Origin of the sequence: Pseudomonas fluorescens (assembly GCF_018614775.1) — a bacterium.
In the GTDB taxonomy this organism is placed as follows: domain Bacteria; phylum Pseudomonadota; class Gammaproteobacteria; order Pseudomonadales; family Pseudomonadaceae; genus Aquipseudomonas; species Aquipseudomonas fluorescens_BY.
On sequence record NZ_JAGGOF010000022.1, the window covers coordinates 1 to 25,022 of the forward strand.

At 62.7% G+C, this 25,022-nt stretch carries 22 protein-coding genes and 1 other RNA gene; 18 read left to right on the forward strand and 5 right to left on the reverse strand.

Annotation, left to right across the window (positions count from 1 at the left end):
- Window positions 1-215: 215 nt before the first annotated feature.
- The 4 genes from J7E36_RS06435 to J7E36_RS06450 form a co-directional block, all read right to left on the reverse strand.
- On the reverse strand, window positions 216-794 hold the full coding sequence (locus tag J7E36_RS06435; protein WP_215001025.1) for a BON domain-containing protein: 579 nt from the start codon (window positions 792-794) through the stop codon (window positions 216-218).
- Window positions 791-1,384 (reverse strand): phosphoheptose isomerase, encoded by a 594-nt coding sequence (locus tag J7E36_RS06440; RefSeq protein WP_215001027.1) that lies wholly within the window; start codon window positions 1,382-1,384, stop codon window positions 791-793. Before J7E36_RS06440 ends, J7E36_RS06435 begins: the two co-directional genes overlap by 4 nt.
- A gap of 110 nt (window positions 1,385-1,494) precedes the next feature.
- A complete protein-coding gene (locus tag J7E36_RS06445) occupies window positions 1,495-1,857 on the reverse strand; it encodes a YraN family protein (RefSeq protein WP_215001029.1) in 363 nt (120 codons plus the stop codon).
- On the reverse strand, window positions 1,857-3,668 hold the full coding sequence (locus J7E36_RS06450) for a penicillin-binding protein activator (protein ID WP_215001031.1): 1,812 nt from the start codon (window positions 3,666-3,668) through the stop codon (window positions 1,857-1,859). Before J7E36_RS06450 ends, J7E36_RS06445 begins: the two co-directional genes overlap by 1 nt.
- A gap of 209 nt (window positions 3,669-3,877) precedes the next feature.
- Here J7E36_RS06450 and rsmI point away from each other — a divergent pair, with 209 nt between their 5' ends.
- The 18 genes from rsmI to lpxC all read left to right on the forward strand — a co-directional run bounded on the left by rsmI (window position 3,878) and on the right by lpxC (window position 23,328).
- On the forward strand, window positions 3,878-4,750 hold the full coding sequence (gene rsmI / locus J7E36_RS06455) for a 16S rRNA (cytidine(1402)-2'-O)-methyltransferase (RefSeq protein WP_215001034.1): 873 nt from the start codon (window positions 3,878-3,880) through the stop codon (window positions 4,748-4,750).
- 73 nt (window positions 4,751-4,823) lie between these two features.
- An RNA gene (rnpB, locus tag J7E36_RS06460) (RNase P RNA component class A) lies at window positions 4,824-5,177 on the forward strand.
- Window positions 5,178-5,485: 308 nt separating this feature from the next.
- Complete coding sequence (gene mraZ / locus J7E36_RS06465; protein ID WP_215001036.1) at window positions 5,486-5,941, forward strand: division/cell wall cluster transcriptional repressor MraZ; 456 nt, start codon at window positions 5,486-5,488, stop codon at window positions 5,939-5,941.
- Complete coding sequence (rsmH, locus tag J7E36_RS06470) at window positions 5,938-6,885, forward strand: 16S rRNA (cytosine(1402)-N(4))-methyltransferase RsmH (RefSeq protein ID WP_435304160.1); 948 nt, start codon at window positions 5,938-5,940, stop codon at window positions 6,883-6,885. The genes mraZ and rsmH overlap by 4 nt, the downstream gene beginning before the upstream one ends.
- Entirely contained in the window at window positions 6,882-7,175 is a 294-nt protein-coding gene (gene ftsL / locus J7E36_RS06475) for a cell division protein FtsL (RefSeq protein WP_018930128.1), read from the forward strand. The genes rsmH and ftsL overlap by 4 nt, the downstream gene beginning before the upstream one ends.
- On the forward strand, window positions 7,175-8,914 hold the full coding sequence (locus tag J7E36_RS06480) for a peptidoglycan D,D-transpeptidase FtsI family protein (RefSeq protein ID WP_215001087.1): 1,740 nt from the start codon (window positions 7,175-7,177) through the stop codon (window positions 8,912-8,914). The genes ftsL and J7E36_RS06480 overlap by 1 nt, the downstream gene beginning before the upstream one ends.
- The gene (locus J7E36_RS06485) at window positions 8,914-10,377 is read left to right on the forward strand and encodes a UDP-N-acetylmuramoyl-L-alanyl-D-glutamate--2,6-diaminopimelate ligase (protein WP_215001038.1); all 1,464 of its coding nucleotides are present in this window, start codon (window positions 8,914-8,916) and stop codon (window positions 10,375-10,377) included. The genes J7E36_RS06480 and J7E36_RS06485 overlap by 1 nt, the downstream gene beginning before the upstream one ends.
- Window positions 10,370-11,737 (forward strand): UDP-N-acetylmuramoyl-tripeptide--D-alanyl-D-alanine ligase, encoded by a 1,368-nt coding sequence (locus J7E36_RS06490; protein ID WP_215001040.1) that lies wholly within the window; start codon window positions 10,370-10,372, stop codon window positions 11,735-11,737. The genes J7E36_RS06485 and J7E36_RS06490 overlap by 8 nt, the downstream gene beginning before the upstream one ends.
- Window positions 11,737-12,819: a phospho-N-acetylmuramoyl-pentapeptide-transferase gene (mraY, locus tag J7E36_RS06495; RefSeq protein ID WP_215001043.1), complete on the forward strand. Its 1,083-nt coding sequence runs from the start codon at window positions 11,737-11,739 to the stop codon at window positions 12,817-12,819. Before J7E36_RS06490 ends, mraY begins: the two co-directional genes overlap by 1 nt.
- 5 nt (window positions 12,820-12,824) lie before the next feature.
- Window positions 12,825-14,171 carry a UDP-N-acetylmuramoyl-L-alanine--D-glutamate ligase gene (murD, locus tag J7E36_RS06500; RefSeq protein WP_215001044.1) on the forward strand — a complete coding sequence of 449 codons (1,347 nt, stop codon included), beginning with the start codon at window positions 12,825-12,827 and terminating at the stop codon, window positions 14,169-14,171.
- Complete coding sequence (gene ftsW / locus J7E36_RS06505) at window positions 14,168-15,385, forward strand: putative lipid II flippase FtsW (protein WP_435304161.1); 1,218 nt, start codon at window positions 14,168-14,170, stop codon at window positions 15,383-15,385. The genes murD and ftsW overlap by 4 nt, the downstream gene beginning before the upstream one ends.
- Complete coding sequence (gene murG, locus J7E36_RS06510) at window positions 15,375-16,445, forward strand: undecaprenyldiphospho-muramoylpentapeptide beta-N-acetylglucosaminyltransferase (protein ID WP_215001046.1); 1,071 nt, start codon at window positions 15,375-15,377, stop codon at window positions 16,443-16,445. The genes ftsW and murG overlap by 11 nt, the downstream gene beginning before the upstream one ends.
- On the forward strand, window positions 16,438-17,898 hold the full coding sequence (gene murC, locus J7E36_RS06515) for a UDP-N-acetylmuramate--L-alanine ligase (RefSeq protein WP_215001048.1): 1,461 nt from the start codon (window positions 16,438-16,440) through the stop codon (window positions 17,896-17,898). The genes murG and murC overlap by 8 nt, the downstream gene beginning before the upstream one ends.
- The gene (locus tag J7E36_RS06520; RefSeq protein WP_215001051.1) at window positions 17,895-18,860 is read left to right on the forward strand and encodes a D-alanine--D-alanine ligase; all 966 of its coding nucleotides are present in this window, start codon (window positions 17,895-17,897) and stop codon (window positions 18,858-18,860) included. Before murC ends, J7E36_RS06520 begins: the two co-directional genes overlap by 4 nt.
- Window positions 18,861-18,863: 3 nt before the next feature.
- The gene (locus J7E36_RS06525; protein WP_215001053.1) at window positions 18,864-19,730 is read left to right on the forward strand and encodes a cell division protein FtsQ/DivIB; all 867 of its coding nucleotides are present in this window, start codon (window positions 18,864-18,866) and stop codon (window positions 19,728-19,730) included.
- Window positions 19,731-19,745: 15 nt separating this feature from the next.
- Window positions 19,746-21,005, forward strand: a complete 1,260-nt coding sequence (gene ftsA, locus J7E36_RS06530; protein WP_215001055.1) for a cell division protein FtsA — start codon at window positions 19,746-19,748, stop codon at window positions 21,003-21,005.
- A 105-nt stretch (window positions 21,006-21,110) separates the two neighbouring features.
- A complete protein-coding gene (gene ftsZ / locus J7E36_RS06535) occupies window positions 21,111-22,304 on the forward strand; it encodes a cell division protein FtsZ (protein ID WP_215001057.1) in 1,194 nt (397 codons plus the stop codon).
- Window positions 22,305-22,416: 112 nt separating this feature from the next.
- On the forward strand, window positions 22,417-23,328 hold the full coding sequence (gene lpxC, locus J7E36_RS06540) for a UDP-3-O-acyl-N-acetylglucosamine deacetylase (RefSeq protein ID WP_215001059.1): 912 nt from the start codon (window positions 22,417-22,419) through the stop codon (window positions 23,326-23,328).
- Window positions 23,329-23,461: 133 nt separating this feature from the next.
- Here the strand turns inward: lpxC and J7E36_RS06545 are convergent, their stop codons facing one another.
- Window positions 23,462-24,955, reverse strand: coding sequence for a sensor domain-containing diguanylate cyclase (locus J7E36_RS06545; protein WP_215001061.1), 1,494 nt, complete (start codon window positions 24,953-24,955; stop codon window positions 23,462-23,464).
- Window positions 24,956-25,022: the final 67 nt, after the last annotated feature.

Sequence of the window (25,022 nt, forward strand, 5' to 3'; positions counted from 1 at the left end):
AGCAATGCCGGAGTGAGGGCACACCGAGCCTAGGCGAGGTGCCGAGTGGTGGGGCAAGAGCGCTTTGGTTACTTTCGCGCTTTTCGAAAGTGACTCGGCGTAAGGCCGAAACCATAAGTGGCCGTTACCGAAGAAATGGATATACACCAAAATTCCGCCCACAAAAAACGGCGCTTTCTCTCGAGGAGGAAGCGCCGATTTATGGCTTGAGTCAATCAGTCAATATACTCAAACAACTTGACGATTTTCTGCACCCCGGAAACGCTCTGCACCAGGTTGGTCGCTTGCGCAGCCTCCTGCTTGGTCAACAGCCCGAGCAGATAAACAATCCCATTCTCCGTCACAACCTTGATCCGCGACCCAGGAATGCTGGCGTCGGTCAGCATCTGGGTCTTGATCTTGGTCGTCAGCCAGGCATCGTTCTGGCGTGCCAGCAGCGAAGAGGGTTGCAAGACCTGCAATTCGTTATGCACGGTCTTGACCCGCTGCACCGCGCTGGCGGCCTGTTCGGCCTTGGCCTTGAGGTCTGCGCGGGGAGTCTGGCCGGCCAGCAGGACAACGCCGTTGAAGCTGGTGACGACGATGTGCGAGTTGTTGTCCAGGTCCGGGTCGGCCTTGGCGATGTTCACGCCGGCCTTGGTTTCGATCAGCGAATCATCAATCTTGCTGCCGAACGTACGGGTGCCGCGGTCATCTTCGATCGGCGCTTCCCGGCTGGCGTTAACCACCGAGGTGCAGCCGCTGATGCCAAGGCACAGGGTCAGGGCCAGAAGGCCCAGGCGATTAGGGGTCATTCTTCACTCCCGAACAGTTGGCTGTCGATCAAGTCGCAAAGACAGTGAATCGCCAGCAGGTGGACTTCTTGGATACGAGCGGTGACATTGGCCGGTACGCGAATCTCGACGTCTTCAGGCAATAGCAGCGACGCCATGCCGCCGCCATCGCGGCCCGTCATTGCTACGACAATCATTTCGCGATCATGTGCGGCCTGGATCGCTTGAATAATGTTGGCCGAGTTGCCGCTGGTGGAAATCGCCAGCAGTACATCGCCGGGCTGGCCCAGGGCGCGGATCTGCTTGGAGAAGACCTCGTTGTAGCTGTAGTCGTTGGCGATCGAGGTGATCGTCGAGCTGTCGGTGGTCAGTGCGATGGCTGGCAGGCTCGGGCGCTCGCGCTCGAAGCGGTTGAGCAGTTCCGATGAGAAGTGCTGGGCATCGCCGGCCGAGCCGCCATTGCCGCAAGACAGCATCTTGCCCTCGTTGAGCAAGGCGTTGACCATCACTTGGCTGGCTTGCTCGATGTGCGGTGCAAGTACGTCCATCGCCTGTTGCTTGGTGTCGATACTGGCCTGAAAAAGCTGGCGAATTCGCGATTGCATGTCCATCTGTGTGACCTTAAGTAGCGCGGCTTAACGGCACAAACCTGTGCAGCCCGCAAAGCAAAGAGCAAAAAGAGTGAAAGTGTCCGGCCCGACTCGTCATGGGCGTCGACAGTTCAACTGTCGAAGGCGTTCTGCAGCCAGTTCAACTGATCGGCGTGGCTGTCGATGGCAACCACGTCGAAGCGGCAGGGGTGATCAGCCCAGCGGGATTCGCGTTGCAGGAAATACTGCGCAGCGAACACCAGCTTCTGGCGCTTGCGCTGGTCGATGCTGTCGAGCGCGCCACCCCATTGGGTATTTTTTCTGTAGCGGACTTCGACGAATACTACTGTATCGCCGTCAAGCATGACCAGATCAAGCTCGCCGCGCTTGCACAACCAGTTCTGCGCCACTAGCCGCAGCCCTTGTTGCTGGAGATGCGCGAGGGCCAGGCCCTCGGCATCCCGTCCGCTTTGCTGGCGTGATCGGTCGGGCATCAGCGCTGGGTGTCCGGCAGGCGCTGCACCTGGCCATTGACGAACTCGGCCCAAGGCAATTGGCGCTGCACGCGCTGGGACGGGGACACCGCCAGGCTGCCCGACAGGCCTTCGATGCGGCTGTCCGGCAATGCCTTGAGCTGGCCCAGGCGCGGTGCCAGGCGGTAGGCATCCACGCCCATTGCATACAACCGGCCCAGGGTGCCGCCGGCTTGCGGCCACTGGGCAGTGACCTGCTTGCGCAAAGGGTCATTGGCGTCGAGCAGCCATGGCGTTTCGCAGAAGCGAATGCCGTTCATGTCGTTGTACTGGTTCTGGTCGCCGCTGGCGCTGAACACCTGCGATGTCGCATAGACCGGCACGTCGCCGGCGTACTGGAAGTTCAGGGTTGGCTTGATCTGCTGGGCTTGCTGCGGCGTCGACGCCAGGAAGATGAACTCGATGTCCTGGCGACGGGACGGCTGGGCCGCTACGTTGGTGCCCACGGTGTTCTGCAGGCTCTTGGCGCGACCTTCGCTCTGGCGCAGCTGGAACATGTCAGCGATCTGCTGGGCCAGTTGCACCGGTTGGTCGACGCGTTCGGTGGCAATGATGGTGCCGCCGTTGCCCTGCCAGTCCTGGCTGAAGGCTTTCAATACGCGGTCACCCCATTCGCCCTTCGGAACCATGACGGCAGCACGGTGCAGGCCATCGGCGCGGGCGCGGCGGGCAACTTCGCGGGCTTCATCTTCGGGCGCCAGGCCGAACTGGAACAGCTGGGGGGGGCCTTGCTCGCCTTCGCTGTAGTTCAGCGCCAGGGTAGTGATCGGCAGCTGCGGGCGGGCGCTGATCTGCTTGACCAGGGGCTTCTCCAGCGGGCCAACCACCAGTTGCACGCCGTCGGCCTGGGCCTTGCGGTAGAACTCGTCCATGGAGGTCAGGCTGGAGCTGTCATAAAACTGAATGCTCGGCGGCGTTTGCCCGGCCTGTTGAGCCTGGTAGTGCGAGGCCAGGAAGCCATCACGCAGGGCCTTGGCGACCGAGGCCAGCGGGCCATTCTGCGGCAGCAGCAGGGCGATCTTGCTCAGCGGCTGGCTCGCCAGGGCCTTGAGCTTGAGCAAAGGTGTCGGCAGTTGCAGGGCGGCGGGGTGCTTGGGGTTCTGTTCGCGCCAGTGATCGATGGCCGCCTGCTGCTGTTCCAGGGTGCCGGCGGTTTTTACCGCCTGTGCCAGGCTCAGCCAGCCACCCAGGTCATCATTGGAGGTGGGTTGCAGTTGGTCGGTGGGCAGCGAGGCGATCAGCGACCAGATGGCTTCGTGGTTTTTTGCCGCAGCATCGTCCTTCAGCAGCGGTGCGATGAAGATCCGCTCCTTGGCGGCGGCCAGGGTCTGGCCATCGGCTTCCAGGGCGCGGGCGCGGACGGTGCCGGTGCGGACCTGCTGCTCCACCGGCATTTCGCTCAGGTGTTGCAGGCTTGGATGGCTCAGGGCGGTCAGTGCGGCCTTGGGCTGGTTGCGCGTCATCGCCAGTTCAGCCGACAGCGTGCTGGCGAAGATCTGCTGGCCGGGCTTGAGTTGTTCCATCGGCACTTGTTGCAGGATCTGTGCGGACTGGCCGGCATTGCCCTGGCGGTAGGCCAGGTCGGCGGCGCTCAGGCGCAACAACGCGGCTTTTTCCGGCGTTTTGCTTTGGGCGGCCTGTTCGAGCAACTGCTCGATACTGGCATCCGGGGTCCGTGGAAGTTCGCCAAGGCTGGACGAGGGCGAGCTGGCGCAGGCCGCCAGGAGGGCAGCGAGGCAGAGGGCGGAAAGCAGCCGCAGGCAAGCGATCATGTAAGTGTTCCTGATACGAGATCAAATTAGCGTCGAATTGTACCCAAGCACTGGCCGGGGCGCGATGTTAGTGGCGTGAATCGATCAATTTAGGTATTTCAAAGAGTGCGGTGCCGCACAAAAGGCTGCGCGGCCGCGCAGTGCGACGAACCACGGTGGCACTCGCTACGCGCTACAATGGCGGTTTTACCGACCATGAGGTGTGCGTTTTGACTGCTCCAGGTGCTTTGAATTCCGCTGCCGGCTCGCTTTATGTGGTGGCGACGCCCATAGGCAACCTGGACGATATCAGTGCCCGGGCGCTGAAGATCCTGCAGGAGGTGGCCCTCATCGCGGCCGAAGACACCCGTCATTCCCAGCGTCTGCTGCAGCATTTCGGCATCTCCACGCCGTTGGCGGCCTGTCATGAGCACAACGAGCGGGACGAAGGCAGTCGTTTCATTACCCGCCTCCTGGCGGGCGACAACGTCGCGCTGATTTCCGATGCGGGTACGCCGCTGATCTCCGACCCCGGCTATCACTTGGTACGCCAGGCCCGCGCGGCCGGCATCAGCGTGGTGCCGGTGCCGGGCGCTTGTGCGTTGATCGCGGCGCTGTCGGCGGCAGGCCTGCCATCGGATCGCTTCATCTTTGAAGGCTTCCTGCCGGCCAAGGCAGTGGGGCGGCGGGCGCGCCTGGAGGCTATAAAGGAAGAACCGCGCACGCTGATCTTTTATGAGGCGCCGCACAGGATCCTGGAGTGCCTGCAAGACATGGAACTGGTGTTCGGTGCCGAGCGGCCTGCGCTGTTGGCGCGTGAGTTGACCAAGACCTTCGAAACCCTCAAGGGGCTGCCGTTGGCACAGCTGCGCGCGTTCGTCGAAGGCGACAGCAATCAGCAGCGTGGCGAGTGCGTGGTGCTGGTGGCGGGTTGGACGGCGCCGGACAGCGAGGATGCTGTCAGCAGTGAAGCGATGCGCATCCTCGACCTGCTGCTCGAGGAAATGCCCCTCAAGCGGGCCGCCGCCCTTGCGGCGCAGATTACCGGCGAGCGCAAGAATGTGCTGTACCAGGTCGCGCTGGACAAACAGAAGGGCCAATGAACCACGGCGCCGGGCTGGCCAAAGGCTTTTAGCGCTTGTTCTTCGGGCGCTCTACCGTTAACCTTCGCGGCGGAGAGTCGATCGGACAGTCGCTGCCCTCTATGAAAATTAGGGGGGGGAGGAAAGTCCGGGCTCCATAGGGCGAAGTGCCAGGTAATGCCTGGGAGGCGTGAGCCTACGGAAAGTGCCACAGAAAATAACCGCCTAAGCGTTTCGGCGCCGGTAAGGGTGAAAAGGTGCGGTAAGAGCGCACCGCACGTCTGGCAACAGTTCGTGGCTAGGTAAACCCCACTTGGAGCAAGACCAAATAGGGTCCCAAGGCGTGGCCCGCGCTGGGACCGGGTAGGTTGCTAAAGATGTCCAGTGATGGCCATCGTAGACGAATGACTGTTCAAGACAGAACCCGGCTTACAGATCGACTCTCCACCTTTTTCCCTCCCTGCCGGAATCACTGGCAGACGCAGTTCCTAAGACCAAAAAAATCTTACTCTTAATAAATCACTTTAACTTGTGCGCGCAGCCTCCTGTGCTTCCTCGGGTTGAGGCGAAAATTCCTACGCCAGTTTCTTGTTGCTCCTCCTGAAACGCTCCTAAATCTCCGATCTATAAGGCTTTTCCTGCAATCCGCGCCTTGACGGTGCGGTGGGCGCATTCCTATAGTGTGCGCAAGTGGCGGAAAGTGGCATGAAGTGGGTTTTTTGAGCGTAAAACGCTAAATTTTGGAGAAACGCTGACGTGTTTCGCGGAGCTAACGCTATCAGTCTCGATGCAAAAGGCCGGCTCGCCATGCCCAGCCGGTATCGTGACGAGCTCGTTTCGCGAAGTTCCGGCCAGTTAATCGTCACAATCGACGCCGTTGACCCATGTTTGTGCGTTTACCCTCTGGATGAGTGGGAAATCATCGAAACCAAACTGCGCGCACTGCCTTCGCTGCGTGAAGAAAACCGCCGCCTGCAACGTTTGCTGATCGGCAACGCCGTCGACCTCGAACTCGACGGCAGCGGTCGTTTCCTGGTTCCACCGCGTCTGCGCGAATACGCCAGGCTGGACAAGCGCGCGATGCTGGTAGGCCAACTGAACAAGTTCCAACTGTGGGACGAAGATGCCTGGAATGCGGTTGCTGCCGCTGACCTCGCTGCTATTCAACAACCGGGCGCCATGCCTGATGAACTGCGTGATTTGATCCTGTGACTATTGATAGCGGCTTTAACCACATCACCGTACTGCTGGACGAGGCCGTCGAGGCGCTCGCGGTACGTCCTGATGGCTGCTATCTGGATGGCACGTTCGGGCGCGGCGGACACAGCCGTTTGATTCTCAGCCAGCTCGGTCCGGGTGGGCAGTTGTTGGGATTCGACAAAGATCCTCAAGCGATTGCCACCGGGCAAGCGCTGGCGGCCGAAGACGGCCGCTTTGTCGTTGTGCAGCGCAGCTTTGCCGAGTTGGGCGCGGAAGTCGCCGGCCGTGGCCTGGCCGGCAAGGTCAGTGGCGTGCTGCTCGACCTGGGCGTGTCCTCGCCGCAGCTGGATGACCCGGAGCGCGGTTTCAGTTTCCTCAATGACGGCCCGCTGGACATGCGCATGGACCCCTCCCGGGGCATCAGTGCCGCCGAATTCGTCAACACCGCCCCGGTGGAAGAAATCGCCCGTGTCTTCAAGGAGTACGGCGAAGAGCGTTTCTCTGGCCGCATGGCCCGCGCCGTGGTGGAACGTCGCGACACCAAGCCATTCGAGCGCACCGGCGACCTGGCCGAGGTGCTGAAGGTTGCCAACCCGGCATGGGAAAAAGGCAAGAATCCGGCGACCCGTGCTTTCCAGGGTCTGCGCATTCATGTCAATAACGAACTCGGCGACCTCGAGGCCGGCCTCGAAGCGGCGCTTGAAGTGCTGGAGATCGGCGGTCGCCTGGTGGTGATCAGCTTCCATTCCCTGGAAGACCGTATCGTCAAGCTGTTCATGCGCAAGCTCACCAAGGGCGAGGCCGACAACCTGCCGCGCAATTTGCCGGTGCGCTTCGAAGCCTTCGTGCCGAAGATCAAGATCCACGGCAAAGCGCAATTCGCCTCTGACGCCGAACTCAAGGCCAACCCACGCGCCCGTAGCGCCGTCATGCGTGTCGCGGAGAAGTTGCGGTGAGCAAGCTCTTCGCCAAGCCCCTGCCGGGCGGCAGCTTTTTCATGCTGCTGCTGTTTATCGGCGTGCTCGTGTCGGCCATCGGCGTGTCCTATAGCGCGCACTGGAACCGGCAGTTGCTCAACACCCTCTACAACGAACTGAGTGTGCGCGACAAGGCGCAGGCCGAGTGGGGTCGCCTGATCCTGGAGCAAAGCACCTGGACCGCCCACAGTCGCATTGAGGTATTGGCCACCGAACAGCTCAAGATGCGCATTCCTGGCGCCGCCGAAGTGCAGATGGTGGCGCCATGATGAAGCTCGAAGGGGCACTGTTCCCGTGGCGGTTCCGTCTGGTCCTGGGGTTGCTCGGGATCATGGTGGCGGCGATTTCCTGGCGCATCATCGACCTGCAGGTCGTCGACCGTGATTTCCTCAAGGGGCAGGGCGATGCGCGCAGCGTGCGGCATATTCCGATCCCGGCCCACCGTGGCCTGATTACCGACCGCAATGGCGAACCGTTGGCCGTGAGTACCCCGGTGACCACCTTGTGGGCCAACGCCAAGGAAATGCAGCAGGCCAAGGAAAAATGGCCGGCGCTGGCTGCCGCGCTGGGGCAAGACCCGAAAGCGTTGGCCGAACGTCTTGAAGCCCAGGCCAATAAGGAATTCATCTACCTGGTGCGCGGGCTGACGCCCGAGCAGGGCCAGAGCGTGCTCGACCTGAAAGTGCCGGGCGTCTACGGCATCGAAGAGTTCCGGCGTTTCTACCCGGCCGGTGAGGTCACGGCCCATATGGTCGGCTTTACCGACATCGATGACCGGGGGCGCGAAGGGGTCGAACTGGCCTATGACGAATGGCTCGCCGGCGTCGCTGGCAAGCGACAGGTCATCAAGGATCGGCGCGGCAGGCTGATCAAGGATGTCCAGGTCACCAAAAACGCCAAGGCTGGCAAGCCCTTGGCGTTGTCCATTGACCTGCGCCTGCAATACCTGGCCAACCGCGAGCTGCGCAATGCCATCGTCGAGAACGGTGCCAAGGCCGGCAGCCTGGTGATCATGGACGTGAAGACCGGCGAGATCCTCGCCATGGTCAACCAGCCGACCTACAACCCGAACAACCGCCGCAACCTGCAACCGGCGATGATGCGTAACCGCGCGATGATCGACGTGTTCGAACCGGGTTCGACCATGAAAGCCGTGTCCATGGCCGCCGCCCTGGAAACCGGGCGGTGGAAGCCGAGCGACACCGTCGAGGTGTACCCGGGCACCCTGCAGATCGGCAAGTACACCATTCGCGACGTGTCCAAGACTGAGGGGCCGGTGCTCGACCTGACCGGTATCCTGATCAACTCCAGTAACGTGGGCATGAGCAAGATCGCCTTCGACATCGGCGGCGAGACCATTTACCGCCTGGCGCAGAAGATCGGGCTCGGCCAGGACACTGGCCTGGGTTTCCCGGGCGAACGGGTCGGCAACCTGCCGAACTACCGCGACTGGCGCAAGGCCGAGACTGCCACGTTGTCCTACGGCTACGGTGTTTCCGTGACTGCGATCCAACTGGTCCACGCGTTTTCCGCGTTGGCGAACAACGGGCGGATCGCCCCGCTGACCCTGATCAAGACCGACAAGCCGCCGCAGACCACCCAGGTGATCCCGGAGAACGTCGCGAAAACCATGCAGGGCATGCTGCAACAAGTGATCGAGGCGCCGCGTGGCGTTTTCCGCGCCCAGGTGCCGGCCTATCACGTCGCCGGTAAATCAGGTACGGCCCGCAAGACCTCCGTGGGCACCAAAGGTTATGCCGAGAATTCCTACCGTTCGCTGTTCGCCGGCTTCGGCCCGATGAGCGATCCGCGCTATGCCATCGTCGTGGTCATCGATGAACCGAGCAAGGCCGGCTACTTCGGTGGCCTGGTTTCCGCGCCGGTGTTCAGCAAGGTCATGTCCGGCACTCTGCGCCTGATGAACATCACCCCGGATAACCTGCCGCCCACGCAGCAGGCCAATGCCGCACCGGTCGTTCCCTTGAAAGCCGAAGGAGGACGTGGCTGATGTCCCTGAGCCTGAACAAGATTTTTGCCCACGCCGGTCACGATCTGCTGATTCGCGAACTGGCCCTGGACAGCCGCAATGTCCGCGCCGGAGACCTGTTCCTGGCGGTGCCGGGCGCCCGCTTCGATGGCCGTGCCCACATGGCCGACGCCCTGAAGCGTGGCGCGGCGGCCGTGGCCTATGAAGTGGACGGCGCGACCGTGCTGCCGATCACCGACGTCCCGCTGATTCCGGTCAAGGGCCTGGCGGCACAGCTGTCGGACATCGCCGGGCGTTTCTATGGCGACCCAAGTCGCCACCTGAACCTGATTGGCGTGACCGGCACCAACGGCAAGACCAGCGTGACCCAATTGGTGGCCCAGGCCCTGGACCTGCTCGGCCAGCATTGCGGCATTGTCGGGACCCTCGGCAGCGGCTTCCATGGCGCACTGGAAAGCGGCTCGCACACCACGCCGAACCCGATCGCTGTGCAAGCGACCCTGGCCGACTTGAAGAAGGCCGGTGCCAAGGCCGTTGCGATGGAAGTGTCGTCCCACGGCCTGGATCAGGGGCGAGTGACGGCGCTGGCGTTCGACGTCGCGGTGCTGACCAACCTGTCCCGGGACCATCTGGATTATCACGGCACCATGCAGGCCTACGGCGAAGCCAAGGCCAAGCTGTTTGCCTGGAATGACTTGAAGTGCCGGGTCATCAACATCGATGACGAATTCGGCCGGCAACTGGCCGCCGACTCGCGCGAGTCCCGGCTGATTACCTACAGCCTGGAAGATGCCAGCGCCTACCTGTATGTCCGCCAGGCGCAGTTCGATGACGAAGGCGTGCGCGCCACGCTGGTTACGCCCCAGGGCGAGCACCACCTGCGCAGCACCTTGCTCGGGCGCTTCAACCTGAGCAACGTGTTGGCCGCCATCGGCGCCTTGCTGGGCCTGGACTATGCGCTGGACGAAATCCTCAAGGTCCTGCCGAAGCTCGAAGGCCCGGCCGGTCGCATGCAGCGTCTGGGTGGCGGTACGCAGCCGCTGGTGGTGGTCGATTACGCCCACACCCCGGACGCCCTGGAAAAAGTCCTGATGGCCCTGCGGCCCCACGCCAAGGGCAAGTTGCTGTGCCTGTTCGGCTGCGGCGGCGATCGTGATCGTGGCAAGCGTCCGTTGATGGCCGAGGTGGTCGAACGGCTGGCCGATGGTGTGCTGGTCACCGATGACAATCCGCGGACCGAAGACCCGTTGCAGATTTTCGACGACATTCGCGCCGGCTTTACCGCTGTGGATAAGGTCTCCTTCGTGGCCGGTCGCGGCCAGGCCATTGCCCAATTGATCGCCAGTGCGTCGGCAGACGATGTGGTCGTCCTGGCTGGCAAAGGGCACGAGGATTACCAGGAAATCAACGGCGTGCGGCATGCCTTCTCCGATCTGGTGGAAGCCGATCATGCCTTGACCGCGTGGGAGGTGGCCCATGTTTAAGGCCCTGAAACTCAGCGAGCTGACCCACGCATTGAACGCGCGCATGATTGCTGCGGATGCGACTTTTGACGGCGTCAGTATCGACAGCCGGGCCATCGCGCCGGGCCAATTGTTCATCGCCCTGACCGGTCCGCGTTTTGATGGTCACGACTACTTGAACGATGTGGCGGTCAAAGGTGCGGTCGCCGCCCTGGTCGAGCGCGAAGTGACCAACAGCGCGTTGCCACAGCTGCTGGTGGAGGACACGCGCCAGGCCCTCGGCCAACTCGGCGCGCTGAACCGCGCGGCGTATGGCAACCCGGTCGCGGCCATCACCGGCTCCAGCGGCAAGACCACGGTCAAGGAAATGCTCGCAAGCATCCTGCGCACGCGCGGTCCGGTGCTGTCGACCCGGGGCAACCTGAACAACGACCTCGGTGTGCCGCTGACCTTGCTCGAACTGGCGCCGGGACACAGTGCCGCCGTGATTGAACTGGGGGCTTCGCGCCTTGGCGAGATTGCCTACACCGTGGCCATGACCAAGCCTCACGTCGCGGTGCTCAACAACGCCGGGACCGCCCACGTCGGCGAGTTCGGCGGGCCGGAAAAAATCGTCGAGGCCAAGGGCGAGATCATCGAAGGGCTGGATGCCGATGGCGTCGCCGTGCTGAATCTCGACGACAAGGCTTTCGAAATCTGGAAGACCCGGGCGGGCGGGCGCAAGGTGCTGACTTTTGCCTTGAGCAACCTCGCCGCGAATTTCTACGCCAGCGACCTGGACCGCGATGCCCGTGGTTGCCCGGCCTTCAACCTGCACAGCCCCGACGGGGCCGAGCGGGTGCAATTGAACCTGCTCGGCACCCATAACGTCGCCAACGCCCTGGCGGCGGCGGCCGCCGCCCATGCGCTGGGCGTTTCGCTGCCGGGCATCGTCGCCGGGCTGAACGCGGTGCAACCGGTCAAGGGCCGTTCCGTCGCGCAGTTGGCCAGCAACGGCATGCGCGTGATCGACGACACCTACAACGCCAACCCGACGTCCATGTGCGCCGCGGTGGATATCCTTGCCGGTTTCTCCGGCCGTACCGTGCTGGTGCTGGGGGATATCGGCGAGTTGGGCGAGTGGGCGCAGCAGGGTCATCACGACGTCGGCGCCTATGCGCGCGGCAAGGTTGACGCGTTGTACGCCGTCGGCCCGATGATGACCCATGCGGTTGCCGCCTTTGGCGAGGGCGCCCGGCATTTCACTTCGCAAGCTGAGCTGATCCAGGCCCTGGGCGCCGAGCAGGATCCGAACACCACCTTATTGATCAAGGGCTCACGCAGCGCAGCGATGGAAAACGTCGTCGCGGCGCTGTGCGGCACCCGTATGGAGAAACATTAATGCTGCTGCTGCTAGCGGAGTACCTGCAACAGTTCTACAAAGGCTTCGCGGTCTTCCAATACCTGACCCTGCGCGGGATCCTGGGCGTGCTGACCGCGCTGTCGATGTCGCTGTTCCTGGGCCCGTGGATGATCCGCACCTTGCAGAACCTGCAGATCGGCCAGTCGGTGCGTAACGATGGTCCGCAATCGCACTTGTCCAAGTCGGGCACCCCGACCATGGGCGGCGCGCTGATCCTGTCGTCCATCGGCATCAGCACCTTGCTCTGGGCCGACCTGGCGAACCGCTACGTCTGGGTCGTGCTGCTGGTGACCCTGTTGTTCGGCGCCATCGGCTGGGTCGACGACTACCGCAAGGTCATCGAGAAGAACTCCCGTGGGTTGCCAAGCCGCTGGAAATATTTCTGGCAGTCGGTGTTCGGCCTGGGCGCGGCGATCTTCCTTTATATGACCGCCGCCTCGCCGGTGGAAACCACCTTGATCCTGCCGATGCTCAAGGACTACAGCATTCCGTTGGGCGCTGGTTTCATCGCGCTGACCTACCTGGTGATCGTCGGTTCGAGCAACGCAGTCAACCTCACCGACGGCCTCGATGGCCTGGCGATCATGCCGACGGTGATGGTCGGCGGCGCTCTGGGGATCTTCTGCTACCTGTCGGGTAACGTGAAGTTCGCCGAATACCTGCTGATCCCTTATGTTCCCGGGGCGGGCGAGCTGATCGTGTTCTGCGGTGCGCTGATCGGTGCCGGCCTGGGTTTCCTCTGGTTCAACACCTACCCGGCGCAAGTCTTCATGGGCGACGTCGGCGCGCTGGCGCTGGGCGCAGCCCTGGGCACCATCGCTGTCATCGTTCGCCAGGAAATCGTCCTGTTCATCATGGGCGGTGTGTTCGTGATGGAGACCCTGTCAGTCGTCATTCAGGTGGCGTCCTTTAAATTGACCGGCCGCCGCGTTTTCCGCATGGCGCCGATCCACCACCATTTTGAACTCAAGGGCTGGCCCGAGCCGCGTGTGATCGTCCGTTTCTGGATCATCACCGTGATTCTGGTGCTGATCGGCCTTGCCACCCTGAAACTGAGGTAGAACGAGTGTCCCTGATCGCTTCTGACCACTTCCGCATCGTTGTCGGCCTCGGCAAGAGCGGCATGTCCCTGGTTCGCTTCCTGGCGAACCGGGGCGTGTCGTTTGCCGTGGCCGATACGCGGGAAAATCCACCTGAGCTGGCCACGCTGCGTCGTGACTATCCGCAGGTGGACGTGCGTTGTGGCGAGCTGGACGTCGAGTTCCTCTGCCGCGCCGACGAGCTCTACGTGAGCCCCGGCCTGGCGCTGGCAACCCCGGCCTTGCAGGCCGCTGCCGCCCGTGGGGTGAAATTGTCCGGCGACATCGAGTTGTTCGCGCGCAACGCCAAGGCACCGATCATCGCCATCAGCGGTTCCAACGCGAAAAGCACCGTCACCACCCTGGTCGGTGAGATGGCGGCAGCGGCCGGCAAGCGCGTCGCCGTGGGCGGTAACCTCGGTACGCCGGCGCTGGACCTGCTCAGTGACGACGTCGAGTTGTATGTGATGGAACTGTCGAGCTTCCAGTTGGAAACCACTGACCACCTGGGCGCCGAAGTGGCGACCGTGCTCAATGTCAGCGAAGACCACATGGACCGCTACAGCGGCCTGCCGGCGTATCACTTGGCCAAGCACCGGATCTTCCGCGGCGCCCGGCAGGTGGTGTTCAACCGCCAGGACGCCTTGACCCGTCCGCTGTTGGGCGAAGGCTTGCCGTGCTGGTCCTTCGGCCTGGGCGTGCCGGATTTCAAAGGCTTCGGTTTGCGCGAAGAGAACGGCGAGAAGTACCTGGCCTTCGAATTCCAGAACCTGATGCCGGTGCGCGAATTGAAAGTTCGCGGCGCCCACAACCAGGCCAATGCCCTGGCAGCCCTGGCCCTCGGCCACGCGGTGGGCCTGCCGTTCGACGCCATGCTGGCGGCGCTGCGTACCTTTGCCGGTCTCGAGCACCGCTGTCAGTGGGTTCGCGACCTGGACGGCGTGGCCTGGTACAACGATTCCAAGGCCACCAACGTCGGCGCCGCCCTGGCTGCCATTGAAGGGCTGGGGGCGGACATCGAAGGCAAGCTCGTGCTGATCGCCGGTGGCGACGGCAAGGGAGCCGACTTCAAGGACCTGCGCGATCCGGTGGCGGCCAACTGCCGGGCCGTGGTGCTGATGGGCCGGGACCGTGAATTGATCGCCCAGGCCCTCGGCGACGCGGTGCCGCTGCTTCGCGTCGGTTCGCTGGACGAAGCGGTGCAGCAATGCCGCGCCCTCGCTCAAGCAGGCGATGCGGTGCTGCTGTCGCCGGCCTGCGCCAGTTTCGACATGTTCAAGAATTACGAAGAGCGCGGGCAGTTGTTCGCCCGGGCCGCGGAGGACTTGGCATGAGCCTGATGAACGTCATCAAGCCGTACCCGTCGCCGTTAATTACCGGGCGTGGCATCGACCTGGATTTCCCGATGCTCGCCGGTTGCCTCGCCCTGCTGGGCCTGGGCCTGGTGATGATCACCTCGGCGTCGTCGGAAGTGGCTGCGGTGCAGTCGGGCAACACGCTTTATCACATGATCCGCCACCTGATTTACCTGGTGATCGGCCTGGGCGCGTGCGTGGTCACCATGATGGTGCCGATCGCCACCTGGCAGCGCCTGGGCTGGATGATGCTGCTCGGCGCCTTCGGCCTGTTGGTGATGGTGCTGGTGCCGGGGATCGGCCGCGAAGTCAATGGCTCGATGCGCTGGATCGGTTTCAGCTTCTTCAACGTCCAGCCCTCGGAAATCGCCAAGGTGTTTGTGGTGATCTTTCTCGCCGGTTACCTGGTGCGTCGCCAGAAGGAAGTGCGCGAGAGCTGGATGGGCTTCTTCAAGCCGTTCATCGTGTTGCTGCCGATGGCCGGCCTGCTGCTGATGGAGCCGGACTTCGGCGCCACGGTGGTGATGATGGGCGCGGCCGCGGCGATGTTGTTCCTCGGCGGCGTCGGGCTGTTTCGCTTCATCCTGATGGTGGCGCTGGCGGTGGCGGCCGTGACGGTGCTGGTGCAAGCCCAACCCTATCGGATGGCGCGACTGATTACCTTCACCGATCCGTGGGCCGACCAGTTCGGCTCCGGCTATCAATTGACCCAGGCACTGATCGCCTTCGGCCGCGGCGAATGGCTGGGTGTAGGCCTGGGCAACAGCGTGCAGAAGCAGTTCTACCTGCCGGAAGCGCATACCGACTTCGTCTTCTCGGTCCTGGCCGAAGAGCTGGGTGTCGTGGGTTCCCTGTGCACCGTGGCGCTGTTCGTCTTCGTTTGCGTGCGCGGCATGTACATCGGCTTGTGGGCCGAGAAAGCCAAGCAGTTTTTTGCCGCCTACGTGGCGTATGGCCTGTCGTTTCTGTGGATCGGCCAGTTCCTGATCAACATCGGCGTGAACGTCGGCCTGCTGCCGACCAAGGGCCTGACGCTGCCGTTCCTCAGTTATGGCGGCAGTTCCCTGGTGATCTGCTGCGCCTGTCTCGGCTTGTTACTGCGCATCGAGTGGGAGAGCCGCACTCACCTGGGCAGCGAAGAGATGGAATTCCAGGAGAGCGACTTCGCCGAGGAGCCGACTCATGGGCGCTAACGTGCTGATCATGGCCGGCGGTACCGGCGGGCACGTGTTCCCGGCGCTGGCCTGTGCCCGGGAATTCCAGGCGCGCGGCTATACCGTGCACTGGCTGGGCACGCCACGGGGTATCGAGAACGAACTGGTGCCCGGTGCCGGTCTTGAGCTGCATCGGATCAACGCCAGCGGCCTGCGGGGCAAGGGCAAGCTGTCGTTGCTCAAGGCACCGTTGATGTTGCTCAAGTCGGTCTGGCAGGCGCGGGCGATCATTCGTCGGTTGCGGCCGGTCTGTGTGGTCGGGTTCGGTGGTTATGTGACCGGCCCGGGTGGCGTTGCGGCGAAACTGGCCGGCGTACCGGTGATCGTTCACGAGCAGAACGCCGTGGCGGGTACCGCCAATCGGTTACTGGTGCCGTTGGCCGCGCGGGTCTGTGAAGCGTTTCCCGACACCTTTACCCTGTCCGGCAACCGCCGCACCACCGGTAACCCGGTGCGCACCGAGCTGTTTCTCGACACCCCGCGCCCCGCCCTGGCGGGACGCAAGGCGCGTTTGCTGATCCTGGGCGGAAGCCTGGGAGCAGAGCCGTTGAACAAATTGCTGCCCGAAGCCCTGTCGCGGGTTGCTGCCGACCTGCGCCCGGACGTGTTTCACCAGGCCGGCAAGCACCACGATGAAGTGACCGCCGAGCGCTACCGCGCCGCCGGCGTCGAGGCGCAAGTGCAGCCGTTCATCAAAGACATGGCCCAAGCCTATGGCTGGGCCGACCTGGTGGTCTGCCGCGCAGGCGCGTTGACCATCAGCGAACTGGCCGCCGCCGGTCTGCCCTCGATGCTGGTGCCCTTGCCCCACGCCATCGACGATCACCAGACCCGCAACGCCGATTATTTGGCCCGTGAAGGCGCTGCCTTCCTGATGCCGCAAAGAACGACTGGCGCCGCGGATCTTGCCGCCCGCCTGACAGAGGTTTTGATGCAGCCGCAACGACTTGAAGACATGGCCCGCGCCGCGCGCCGCCTGGCCAAACCCGACGCCACGGCCCAAGTGGTCGATACCTGCCTGGAGGTGGCCCATGGTTGAGAATCGCAAAGCCATGCCACAACCGGAAATGCGCCGCATCCGCCGCATCCACTTCGTCGGTATCGGCGGCGTGGGCATGTGCGGGATCGCCGAGGTGCTGCTCAACCTGGGTTACCAGGTCTCGGGTTCCGACCTGAAGGCCTCCCCGGTCACCGAGCGCCTGGAAACCTTCGGCGCGCAGATCTTTATCGGTCACCGTGCCGAGAACGCCGCCAACGCCGACGTGCTGGTGGTGTCCAGCGCCGTGAACACCTCCAACCCGGAAGTCGCCACTGCCCTGGAGCGGCGTATTCCGGTGGTGCCACGCGCCGAAATGCTCGCCGAGCTGATGCGCTACCGCCACGGCATCGCCGTCGCCGGTACCCACGGCAAGACCACCACCACCAGCTTGATCGCCTCGGTGTTCGCCGCCGGTGGCCTGGACCCGACCTTCGTGATCGGCGGTCGCCTGAATGCCGCGGGCACCAATGCCCAGCTGGGCACCAGCCGCTACCTGATCGCCGAAGCCGACGAAAGCGATGCGAGTTTCCTGCATTTGCAACCGTTGGTGGCCGTGGTCACCAACATCGACGCCGACCACATGGCGACCTACGACGGCGACTTCAACAAGTTGAAGAAAACCTTCGTCGAGTTCCTGCACAACCTGCCGTTCTACGGTTTGGCCGTGGTGTGCCTGGACGACCCGGTGGTGCGCGAAATCCTGCCGCTGGTCAAGCGTCCGACCGTCACCTACGGCTTCAGTGAAGAAGCCGACGTGCGTGCCATCAACGTGCGCCAGAAAGGCATGCAGACCTTCTTCACCGTGCTGCGCCCTGACCGCGAGCCGTTGGACGTTTCGGTGAACATGCCGGGCAACCACAACGTACTCAACTCTCTGGCAACCATTTGCATCGCCAGCGACGAAGGGGTCAGCGATGAAGCCATCGTCCAGGGCCTGTCCGGGTTCCAGGGTGTGGGCCGACGCTTCCAGGTCTACGGCGAACTGCCGGTAGACGGCGGCAACGTGATGCTGGTGGACGACTACGGCCACCACCCGACCGAAGTCGCGGCGGTGATCAAGGCCGTGCGCGGCGGCTGGCCGGATCGGCGCCTGGTGATGGTTTACCAACCGCACCGCTACAGCCGCACCCGCGACCTGTACGACGATTTCGTCCAAGTGCTGGCCGATGCCAACGTGCTGTTGTTGATGGAAGTCTATCCGGCCGGCGAAGAGCCGATCCCGGGGGCCGACAGCCGTCAGCTGTGCCACAGCATCCGCCAGCGCGGTCAGCTGGATCCGATCTATATCGAGCGTGGCGTGGACCTCGCGCCGCTGGTCAAGCCGCTGCTGCGCGCCGGCGACATCCTGCTGTGCCAGGGGGCCGGTGACATCGGTGGCCTGTGCCCGAAACTGCTGAAGAGTCCGTTATTCGCCGGAGCCATCGTGGCCTCCAGCGAGGGGAAATTGAAATGACTGCTGCCTACGCCAACCTGGCCTCGACCCTTGACCCGAAAGCCTTCGGCCGCGTCGCCGTGCTGTTCGGTGGCAAGAGCGCCGAGCGCGAGGTCTCCCTCAAGTCCGGCAACGCCGTGCTGCAAGCCTTGCAGAGCGCCGGTGTCGACGCGTTCGGCATCGACGTGGGTGATGACTTCCTGCAGCGCCTGCTGAGCGAAAAGATCGACCGCGCATTCATCATTCTCCACGGTCGCGGCGGCGAAGACGGCAGCATGCAAGGCTTGCTCGAATGCCTGGGCATTCCCTACACCGGCAGTGGCATCCTGGCGTCGGCCCTGGCCATGGACAAGCTGCGCACCAAGCAGGTCTGGCACAGCCTCGGTATTCCGACCCCGCGTCACGCCGTGCTGGCGTCCGAGGCCGATTGTATTTCAGCAGCCACGGAACTGGGCTTTCCCCTGATCGTCAAACCAGCTCATGAAGGTTCAAGTATCGGCATGGCGAAAGTGAATTCGCTGCCTGAGTTGACCGCGGCCTGGAAGGACGCCAGTTCCTACGATTCACAAGTATTGGTCGAACAGTGGATCACCGGTCCCGAGTTCACCATCGCCACTCTGCGTGACCAGGTGTTGCCCCCGATTGCGCTGGGCACCCCGCACACGTTCTACGACTACGACGCCAAGTACATCGCCAATGATACCCAATACCGCATTCCCTGCGGGCTGGACAGCGCCAAGGAAAAACAATTGATGGACCTCACGGCCAAGGCCTGTGAGGCGTTGGGTATTGCCGGTTGGGGTCGGGCTGACGTGATGCAGGACGCCGATGGGCAGTTCTGGTTTCTGGAAGTCAACACCGCCCCCGGCATGACCGATCACAGCCTGGTGCCGATGGCGGCCCGTGCCGCCGGCCTGGACTTCCAGCAACTGGTGCTGTCGATCCTGGCGGCCAGTGTCGGCCCGCAAGAGCCAAGAGGTTAAGCCATGCAAGGCGCATCGCTTCGTCATCAGCCCTCCGCACCCGGTCGCAAGCCGGTGCCGCGGGGTGCCAGCCGGATGGTGGCCAAGGAGCCGATGTCGGCGCGCTTGCCGAAAGCCAATTTTGGTTTTCTCAAGAGCCTGTTCTGGCCGGTGCTGCTGGTGGCGTTGGGGTTCGGTACGTACGAAGGAGCCCAGCGGTTGCTGCCTTATGCCGACCGGCCGATCGCCCGGATCAACGTCCAGGGCGACCTGAGCTACATCAGCCAGCAGGCAGTGCAGCAGCGGATCGCCCCATACGTGGCGTCGAGCTTCTTCACCATCGACCTGGCGGGCATGCGCACGGAGCTCGAACAGATGCCCTGGATCGCTCACGCCGAGGTCCGGCGCGTATGGCCTGACCAGGTGTCGATCCGCCTGGAAGAACAACTGCCGGTGGCCCGTTGGGGCGACGAGTCGCTGTTGAACAACCAGGGCCAGGCGTTCACGCCGCGGGAACTGGCCAACTATGAACATTTGCCCCAACTGTTCGGTCCACAGCGGGCCCAGCAGCAAGTGATGCAGCAGTACCAGGTGTTGAGCCAGATGTTGCGGCCATTGGGCTTCTCCATCGCGCGCCTGGAATTGCGTGAGCGCGGCAGCTGGTTCCTGACCACTGGCCCGGGCAGCTCAGGGCCGGGCATCGAGCTGCTGCTCGGTCGCGGCAACCTGATAGAGAAGATGCGCCGTTTCATCGCCATCTATGACAAGACGCTCAAAGAACAGATCACGAACATTGCGCGCATCGATCTGCGCTACGCCAACGGCCTTGCTGTTGGCTGGCGGGAACCTGTAGCGCCGACGACGGCCGTACCCGCCGTCGCGAAGAATTAAGAAGAGGCAGGACCCATGGCAAACGTGCAAAGCGGAAAAATGATCGTCGGTCTCGATATCGGCACCTCCAAGGTGGTAGCGCTGGTAGGCGAAGTCGCGGACGACGGCACGCTGGTCATCGTCGGGATTGGCACCCATCCGTCCCGTGGCTTGAAGAAAGGCGTGGTGGTGAACATCGAGTCCACCGTGCAATCGATCCAGCGCGCCATCGAAGAAGCGCAGCTGATGGCCGGTTGCCGGATCCACTCGGCGTTCGTTGGCGTGGCGGGCAATCACATCCGCAGCCTGAACTCCCACGGCATCGTCGCGATCCGTGATCGCGAAGTCAGCTCCGCCGACCTTGAGCGCGTACTCGACGCAGCCCAGGCCGTGGCGATCCCAGCTGACCAGCGGGTGCTGCACACCCTGCCGCAGGATTACGTGATCGATAACCAGGAAGGCGTCCGTGAGCCTCTGGGCATGTCCGGTGTGCGCCTGGAAGCCAAGGTCCACGTGGTCACCTGTGCGGTGAACGCGGCGCAGAACATCGAGAAGTGCGTGCGCCGCTGCGGCCTGGAAATCGACGACATCATCCTCGAGCAGTTGGCTTCGGCCTACTCGGTGCTGACCGACGACGAAAAAGAACTGGGCGTGTGCCTGGTGGACATCGGCGGCGGTACCACCGACATCGCGATCTTCACCGAGGGCGCCATCCGTCACACCGCGGTGATCCCGATTGCCGGCGACCAGGTGACCAACGACATCGCCATGGCGCTGCGCACCCCGACCCAGTACGCCGAGGAAATCAAGATTCGCTACGCCTGCGCCCTGGCAAAACTGGCCGGCGCCGGTGAAACCATCAAGGTGCCAAGTGTCGGCGACCGTCCACCGCGCGAGCTGTCCCGCCAGGCCCTGGCCGAGGTGGTCGAGCCGCGCTACGACGAGCTGTTCACGCTGATCCAGGCCGAACTGCGGCGCAGCGGCTACGAAGACCTGATCCCGGCCGGCATCGTGCTGACTGGCGGTACTTCGAAGATGGAAGGCGCGGTCGAACTGGCCGAGGAAATCTTCCACATGCCGGTGCGCCTGGGCGTGCCCCATGGCGTCAAGGGCCTGGATGACGTCGTGCGCAACCCGATTTATTCCACCGGCGTGGGCCTGTTGATGTACGGCCTGCAAAAACAGTCCGACGGCATCTCGTTCTCAGGCATCGGCAGCCGCGACAGCTACAGCAGCGAAGAGCCCAAGGCTCCGCTGTTGGAACGGCTGCAGGCTTGGGTGAAAGGCAACTTTTAGCGACAAGTTTCAAGCTTCAAGCGGCAAGCTTGCAGCTCAAGGGCTCGCAGCTTGTAGCTGAAGACGCAGTAGGCGAAAAAACTAGAGAATGAAAGGAGAGGGAACATGTTCGAACTCGTAGACAACATCCCCGCCAGCCCGGTTATCAAGGTAATCGGTGTCGGCGGTGGCGGCGGCAACGCTGTCAACCACATGGTCAAGAGCAACATCGAAGGCGTCGAATTCATTTGCGCCAACACCGATGCTCAAGCGCTGAAAAACATCGGCGCGCGGACCATCCTGCAACTGGGTACTGGCGTGACCAAGGGCCTGGGTGCCGGCGCGAATCCCGAGGTTGGCCGTCAGGCAGCCCTGGAAGACCGCGAGCGCATCGCTGAAGTCCTGGCCGGCACCAACATGGTGTTCATCACCACGGGCATGGGCGGCGGTACCGGTACCGGTGCGGCGCCAATCATTGCCGAAGTGGCCAAGGAAATGGGCATCCTCACCGTTGCGGTGGTGACCCGTCCGTTCCCATTCGAAGGCCGCAAGCGTATGCAGATCGCCGATGAAGGCATCCGCGCGCTGAGCGAAAGCGTCGACTCGTTGATTACCATCCCCAACGAGAAGCTGCTGACCATCCTCGGTAAAGACGCCAGCCTGCTGTCGGCATTTGCCAAGGCCGATGACGTACTGGCCGGTGCCGTTCGCGGTATCTCCGACATCATCAAGCGTCCGGGCATGATCAACGTCGACTTCGCCGACGTACGCACCGTGATGTCCGAAATGGGCATGGCGATGATGGGCACTGGCTGCGCCAGCGGTCCGAACCGTGCGCGTGAAGCCACCGAAGCGGCCATCCGCAACCCGTTGCTCGAAGACGTCAACCTGCAAGGCGCGCGGGGCATCCTGGTGAACATCACCGCCGGTCCCGACCTGTCCCTGGGCGAGTACTCCGACGTGGGTAGCATCATCGAAGCCTTTGCCTCTGACCACGCGATGGTCAAGGTTGGCACCGTGATCGATCCGGACATGCGCGATGAGCTGCACGTGACCGTGGTCGCCACTGGCCTGGGCGCGAAAATCGAGAAGCCGATGAAGGTGATCGACAACACCGTTCAAACCAGCATGGCCTCGCAGCCACAGCAGCAAACTGCCGCTCGTCAGGAATCGCCGGCGGTGAACTACCGTGACCTGGACCGTCCGACCGTCATGCGCAACCAGGCCCAGGCCGGTGCTGCGACTGCCGCGAAGATGAATCCGCAAGACGATCTGGATTACCTGGACATCCCGGCATTCCTGCGTCGTCAGGCCGATTGATGAAATGTATCAGGGGGATACGGGTGATTGGTGTTCAGCAAAGGTCTGGTCTGCTATCATCGCCAGCCTTTGTTGATACCAGTTCGCAATTTGCGCTGAAGCGGCCCATGCCATGATTAAACAACGCACCCTGAAGAATATTATCCGTGCCACAGGCGTCGGTCTGCATTCCGGCGAGAAGGTCTACCTGACCCTCAAGCCCGCGCCTGTCGATACCGGCATCGTGTTTTGTCGCGCCGACCTCGACCCTGTGGTGCAGATTCCTGCTCGCGCGGAAAACGTTGGTGAAACCACTATGTCGACCACGTTGGTCAACGGTGACACCAAAGTGGACACGGTGGAGCATTTGCTCTCGGCCATGGCCGGCCTGGGCATCGATAACGCCTACGTCGAGCTCTCCGCGTCCGAAGTCCCGATCATGGATGGCAGCGCCGGACCCTTCGTATTCCTGATTCAATCGGCTGGCCTGGAAGAGCAGGACGCAGCCAAGAAGTTCATTCGTATCCTGCGGGAAGTGACCGTGGAAGATGGCGACAAGCGCGCCACTTTCGTCCCTTTCGAAGGTTTCAAGGTGAGCTTCGAGATCGATTTCGATCACCCGGTTTTCCGGGACCGCACCCAGAGTGCAAGCGTGGATTTTTCCAGCACTTCGTTCGTAAAAGAAGTCAGCCGCGCACGTACCTTTGGTTTCATGAGTGACATCGAGTACCTGCGCAAGCACAACCTCGCACTCGGCGGCAGTGTTGAAAACGCGATCGTGGTCGATTCCGATGGCGTGTTGAATGAAGACGGCCTTCGTTATGAAGACGAATTCGTCAAGCACAAGATCCTCGATGCAATTGGCGACCTCTACCTGCTGGGCAATAGCCTGATTGGTGAGTTCAAGGGCTTCAAGTCCGGCCACGCACTGAACAACCAACTGCTGCGCAAGTTGATTGAGCAGAAAGATGCTTGGGAAGTCGTGACGTTCGAAGACGCCAGCGCCGCACCCATCTCTTACATGCGCCCTGTCGCGGCCGTGTAGGCAAAAAACCTCTCTAGTTTTTTAAGGGCTGCCTTCGGGTGGCCTTTTTTTATCGCCGAGTACTGGTGAACGACGGGCTTGTTGTGGGAGCAAAGCTTGTGGCTGAGCTGACCGGCATTGGCCAGGGCCGGGGTTACATCGCGCAGACCACGCGATTGCGGCCGCTGGCCTTGGCTTGGTAGAGCGCCTTGTCGGCGGCGGCCAGGAGCTGTTCGAGGTTGCCGTAGGGGCCTTTTGCCCAGGTGGCGATGCCGATGCTGACGGTCATCGGCGCGTCACCGGCGATAGTGGGTGGCCGTTGTTCGACTGCCTGGCGGATATTCTGGGCCAGGGTGAAGGCGCCTGCAGTGGCGGTTTCCGGCACTACCACAGAGAACTCCTCGCCACCGTAGCGTGCCGCGAGGTCAGCAGGGCGACGGACATGGTTGCCGATCAGTTGGGCCAGGGCTCGTAGGGCCTCGTCACCGCCATGATGGCCGTGACGGTCGTTATAGGCCTTGAAGTGGTCGGCATCGATCATCATGACGGACAGCGGTTGGCCCGAGCGTTGAGCCCGCAGCCATTCCTGGCGCAGCTTCACGTCCAGGGCCCGGCGGTTGGCCAGGCCGGTCAGGGAATCGATCGAAGCCAGGTGTGCCAGGTCCTGCTCGGCCGTGTGGCGACGCCTCAATTCGCGACGCAGCAGCCAGGTGAGCCAAAGCAAAGCAATGCACAACGCGCCGGTGGCGCCGCTGACCATCAGCGCGGTACGTCGCCACGAGGCAAATACTTCCTGGGAGGAGAGCGCGACCACGACGATCAACGGCAAGTCGCCCACTTGGGAAAAGGTATACAGGCGCAGGGTCTGATCGGCACTGGAGATGCCGGTGAAACTGCCGTTGCCTTCACGCAGGATCCGCACGAAGTTCGGTCGCTGGCTGAAGTCCTTGCCGACCATGTCCTCGGCCAGAAGCGGTTCCTGGGCCAACAGGATGCCACCGCGGCTGACCAGGTTGACCGTCCCGCCATGGCCGATGTTCAGGCTCTTGAACAACTGGCTGAAGTAGTTGAGGCGCATCGCAGCCTCGGCCACCCCCATGAATTCCCCCTGCTCGTCGTTGAGTCGATAACTGAAACTGATGCGCCAGTCCTGGGCAATGCTCCTGGAACGAAACGGGCGACTGATCATCATGTCCAGGCTCGGGTTTTCGAGATGGGCACGGAAATACTCCCGATCGGCGTAATTGCCTTTTCGCGGTGTGATCGATGCGGAGTCGGCGATCACATCGCCACGCTTGTCGAGCAGCAGGATGTCGCCTTTATAAGGCGCAGCGGTGGCGCGGTCGAACAGCGCCAGGTGACGGATCGTCGGCGACACGTCGTTGAGGTCTTCACGTTTTGCCGTAGCGATCAGGCCCCGCAGCGACAGGGCGTAGAGTTCGACGTTGCGCAGCACGTCGGCATCGATCAATTGCACGATATTGCTGGCTGCGCGTGTCGCTTCGTCCTGGGCGCTGTCGTGTTCGCGAATCAGCAGGAACGTGACGATGCTGAGGATGGCAATGACCACCAGCGAGCTGGCGAGCACGAGTGCCCGCTCCGAACGTATTAGCGGGGGGTTGCCGGGTGTTGCACTGCTCGCGCTCATGGTTCCGATGTCTGCATTGTCATGTGGCGAGGATCCTTCCCAAAGGATGCATAACTGGCAACGAGCC